This is a genomic window from Loktanella sp. DJP18 (assembly GCF_049310965.1).
GTDB lineage: Bacteria > Pseudomonadota > Alphaproteobacteria > Rhodobacterales > Rhodobacteraceae > Loktanella.
The window spans coordinates 1-4,135 of sequence record NZ_JBMERN010000209.1; the positions used below are offsets into that span (position 1 = coordinate 1).

The 4,135-nt window shown below is 56.7% G+C and carries 3 protein-coding genes; 2 read left to right on the top strand and 1 reads right to left on the bottom strand.

Annotated elements, in window-relative coordinates; all coding sequences use genetic code 11:
* Positions 1-439: 439 nt before the first annotated feature.
* Positions 440-970 (bottom strand): single-stranded DNA-binding protein, encoded by a 531-nt coding sequence (gene ssb / locus ACOI1H_RS23890; protein WP_422440692.1) that lies wholly within the window; start codon positions 968-970, stop codon positions 440-442.
* 130 nt (positions 971-1,100) lie between these two features.
* On the opposite strand from ssb, the gene ACOI1H_RS23895 reads away from it, so the two are divergent.
* On the top strand, positions 1,101-1,856 hold the full coding sequence (locus tag ACOI1H_RS23895) for a RusA family crossover junction endodeoxyribonuclease (protein ID WP_422440693.1): 756 nt from the start codon (positions 1,101-1,103) through the stop codon (positions 1,854-1,856).
* Positions 1,853-3,946, top strand: a complete 2,094-nt coding sequence (gene ligA / locus ACOI1H_RS23900; protein WP_422440694.1) for an NAD-dependent DNA ligase LigA — start codon at positions 1,853-1,855, stop codon at positions 3,944-3,946. Before ACOI1H_RS23895 ends, ligA begins: the two co-directional genes overlap by 4 nt.
* The last annotated feature ends 189 nt before the right edge of the window (positions 3,947-4,135 follow it).

Sequence of the window (4,135 nt, forward strand, 5' to 3'; positions counted from 1 at the left end):
CATCCTCCGTTCTGGCGTTTTGGCCAAATAGCGCAGCTCATCTTCTCCCTTCCGAACCAGATTTGAGCAAATGTGCTGAGGATGGAGCCTTGCTTGAAACCCTGTCCACTTGGATGCGTGATCTTTCAGACAACCTCACAATCGCGCGAATCCTGCCGCGGTCTGCGGCAACCAAATCTGCGCCGTCTGCCGGTGCCTTCTTCGACAGGTTCGATAGAAATATGGATGGTTTGAAATATGATGTCCCGGGGACTGCGGAGTGGCATATGATTTCCCCTGATACCCTCGCTATACTTGTTCAGTCCGAAAGTCTTTCCACGCTCGAAAAGAGATTTCAGGTATCACGAGGGAGTATCAGAAAAGCGTGTTCCGCGTTGGATATACCCTTACCGGGCATCTCGACCGGGCCCCGCAGTCGGAGAAGATCCGTGTCTCCGACTTAGAACGGGAAGTCCTGGCCTGAGTCATCCAGGCTCTCAAAGCCCTCAGATCCCCAATCGTCAAAGATGTCGGCAGGCCCATCCCCCGTAACCACGACGACTTCAGCTTGAGCTTCTGGCTGTGCAGTTTCTTCGCCCGACTTCGTATCGGCGTCACCATTTGACGCTTTCTCGATCAGTTTTCGCGCCGGCGTTGGCATGCGCCTGACCGTGCCCTGGTAGGGTCTGATTGCAATCTCGGTGATGTAACGTGTTTGACCGTTTGTGTCCTTGTAACGTCTGGTTTCAATGGCACCCTCGATCAGAAGGATGTCGCCCGTCGTGCAGGCTTCTGAAATGCGTCGCCCCATCTTGTCGACATGAATGACGATATTATGGCCTTCGGTGCGTTCGCGGATTTCTCCTGTCTGGTGATCACGCCAGTTGCTCGATGTGATAAGCCGCAGTTTGCAGATCGACCCACCATTGTCGAAAGACTTGAGTTCAGGTGCTCGGGCAAGCCTACCCACCAGAGTTGCTTTATTGAACATCGAGGTTTCCTTACGCTGCTCCTGCCATAGATTTGGTCCCCGCGCGCCCCATCAGAAAAAAGTGCGATCTGCCTTCGTTTCCGGAATAAAGAGCCAATCTTCTATTCAACTAACACGAGGGCAATTCACGATGGGACGCACACTCCGGATGTCGACGGCCGAAGCCATTGCAGCCGGACTAATCGATCCCGATGTCGCTGACTTTGTGCGCGCACGCGATAGCCGTGCGACTAAATCCCCGGCAGCCCGGGGTAAGAAGACGCAGGATGAGCCGGACTTATGCGGATCACCCAAAAAAAAGCGAAGCCGGTCTCGCCCTGCGTCTCATCCTCAAATTTCGACTGGGCCGAAAGGCACCGGAACCGTCGAACTTCTCGCCACTGGCGAGATCCAGGCGGCGGACTTTGTCTTCGACGTTGTCCCCGTTCCGAAAGAGCGCGCTCAGATCGTGAAGAATCCGAAAACAGGTGAGGTTTTCGGTTTCACGCCGGCACGCACGAAATATTTCCACGATGTGATCAGGGATGTTGTTCGTGATGCCATCAAGGGTCGACCGCCTATCACCGGTCCCGTCAAGCTGATCATGAGTTTTGTGATTGCCATTCCGGAGTCGTGGCCGGCCTGGAAGCGGGATGCCGCCCTTGATGGATTTATCGTCCCTACGGGCCGCCCTGATATGGACAATCTGGAAAAGGCACTTCTTGACGCCTTCAATGGCATCCTGATCGTGGACGACGCCTTCGTCATCGAGCGTGATGCTCGCAAGATTTATGGGACCTTGCCATCAATTCGCGCCCGGGTCGAACAGACAGGGCATTTTGATATCCACGTGACACGGCAGCAGATTGAACTCCGGCGTCGAATTCTTCAGGAGAACCTCACATGACTGATCAGACAGTCCTCGACGAAGTCGCCGATCTGCGCGCCCAGCTTGAAGCAGCCAACCTTGCCTATCATCGCGATGATGCGCCGATCATGACGGACGCGGCATATGACGCGATGCGCCGTCGCCTTGCCGCAATGGAAGAGGAGTTTCCCGAAGTTCAGGACGCGGCATCTCCAACCCAGATGATTGGCTCGCCTGTCGCTGATGGCTTCACGAAAATCCGCCATGCCCAACGCATGATGTCGTTGGCCAATGCCATGGAGGATGCCGACGTCAATGCCTTCCAGTCTCAGATCCTTAAGTTTCTGGGCATGCCGGAAGTCGCCGACATCATCTTGACGGCCGAGCCCAAGATCGACGGCCTCTCCTTGTCGCTTCGCTACGAGGATGGTCGTCTGGTGTATGCGGCAACACGGGGCGATGGCTCCGTCGGTGAGGATGTGACGGAGAATGCGAAAGTGATCGCAGACATCCCTCAGTGGGTTGAGAATGCTCCTGCCGTGATGGAGGTTCGTGGCGAGGTCTATATGACCCATGCTGACTTCAAGGCGTTGAATGAGCGCCAGTTGGCGGTCGGTGCAAAAACCTTCGCTAACCCTCGCAACGCCGCCGCAGGGTCCTTGCGTCAGATCGATGCCGAGAAGACAAAAGGTCGCCCACTTGCCTTCTTTGCCTACGCCTGGGGCGTGCTGTCGGAGCCACTGGGCTCAACCCAGATGGATGCCGTCGCCAAGCTGTCTGCAATGGGCTTTTCAACAAACCCACTCATGAAGCGCCTTTGCACTCTAAGTGATGTCCTCACGCACTACCACATGATCGAGGCGCAACGCGCGAGCCTCGGATACGATATCGATGGCGTCGTCTACAAGGTTGATGACCTCGCACTTCAGGATCGGCTCGGCTTCCGGTCAACAACACCTCGATGGGCCATCGCACACAAGTTTCCAGCAGAGTTGGCATGGACGCGCCTCGACGGGATCGACATCCAGGTCGGACGAACCGGGGCCCTGTCTCCTGTGGGACGCCTCGCGCCGGTGACTGTGGGCGGTGTGGTCGTATCGAACGTGACACTCCACAATGAGGACTACATTTGTGGTCGCGACTCAAAGGGTCAGCCGATCCGCGAAGGTCGTGATATCCGTGTCGGCGATTGGGTGCAGATCTACCGTGCCGGTGATGTCATCCCGAAGATTGCGGACGTCGATCTTGAGCGTCGCCCAGAAGACGCGCAGCCTTACGCCTTTCCTCACGTTTGCCCGCGATGCGGATCGGACGCGGTGCGCGAAGATGACGATTCCGTGCGTCGTTGTTCTGGCGGTATGGGCTGTCCCGCACAATCTGTCGAACGCCTGAAGCACTTTGTGTCTCGGCCAGCTTTCGATATCGTCGGTCTTGGTGATACCCTGATCGAACGTCTGCATGACCTTGGATGGTTGCGCGCACCTGCCGACATCTTCGAGTTGCAGTTGGTTCGCGGTGGAACGGGTGAAGGCACCTTCTCTGAGCTCGATGGGTTCGGTGATCGGTCGGCACAAAAACTCTTTGCCGCCATCGAGACGGCGCGCACTCAACCCCTCAATCGCGTGATCCAGGGGTTTGGTATTCCGCATATCGGCAACTCTGTTTCTGCTGATCTTGCGCATCACTACAACTCTTGGGACGCATTTATCGCGGCGATCGATCGTGGGACTGTTGGGACCGGGGAGGTCTGGGATGAGTTGATGGCCATCGAAGGCTTTGGCAAGACGATTGTCGCGGCCCTGCTCACAGCGTTTCACCAGGCGACCGAGCGCGCCGTGATCGATCGTCTGGTGCCAATGCTCACCATCGAAGATGTTGCGGCACCTGTAGTCACGGAAAGCTCTGTATCTGGAAAGACCATCGTCTTTACGGGCACGCTTGAGCGAATGAGCCGGGCGGAAGCCAAGACCAGGGCGGAATCGCTGGGCGCAAAGGTTTCAGGCTCTGTCTCTGCAAAGACGGATATCCTCGTGGCCGGTCCGGGTGCCGGCAGCAAAGCCAAGAAGGCTGCCGAGCTTGGTGTCGAAGTGATCGACGAAGATGCATGGATGGTTATCGCGCAAGCTTGAACGAGGAGGGAGGCGTGCCCTTGCAGCCTCCCTTCTTCACCAGTTAAGTTGAGGCGGTCCAAGATTTGATCGGCATTGTGGCGTGAAATTCGACCTCAAAACCCCATGCCCCGAGTGCCCTTTCAGGCGCGGGGCACGATATCTCTCTCCCGAGTGCGCTCGCGCAATAGCGAACCATGTGCTCGTGGA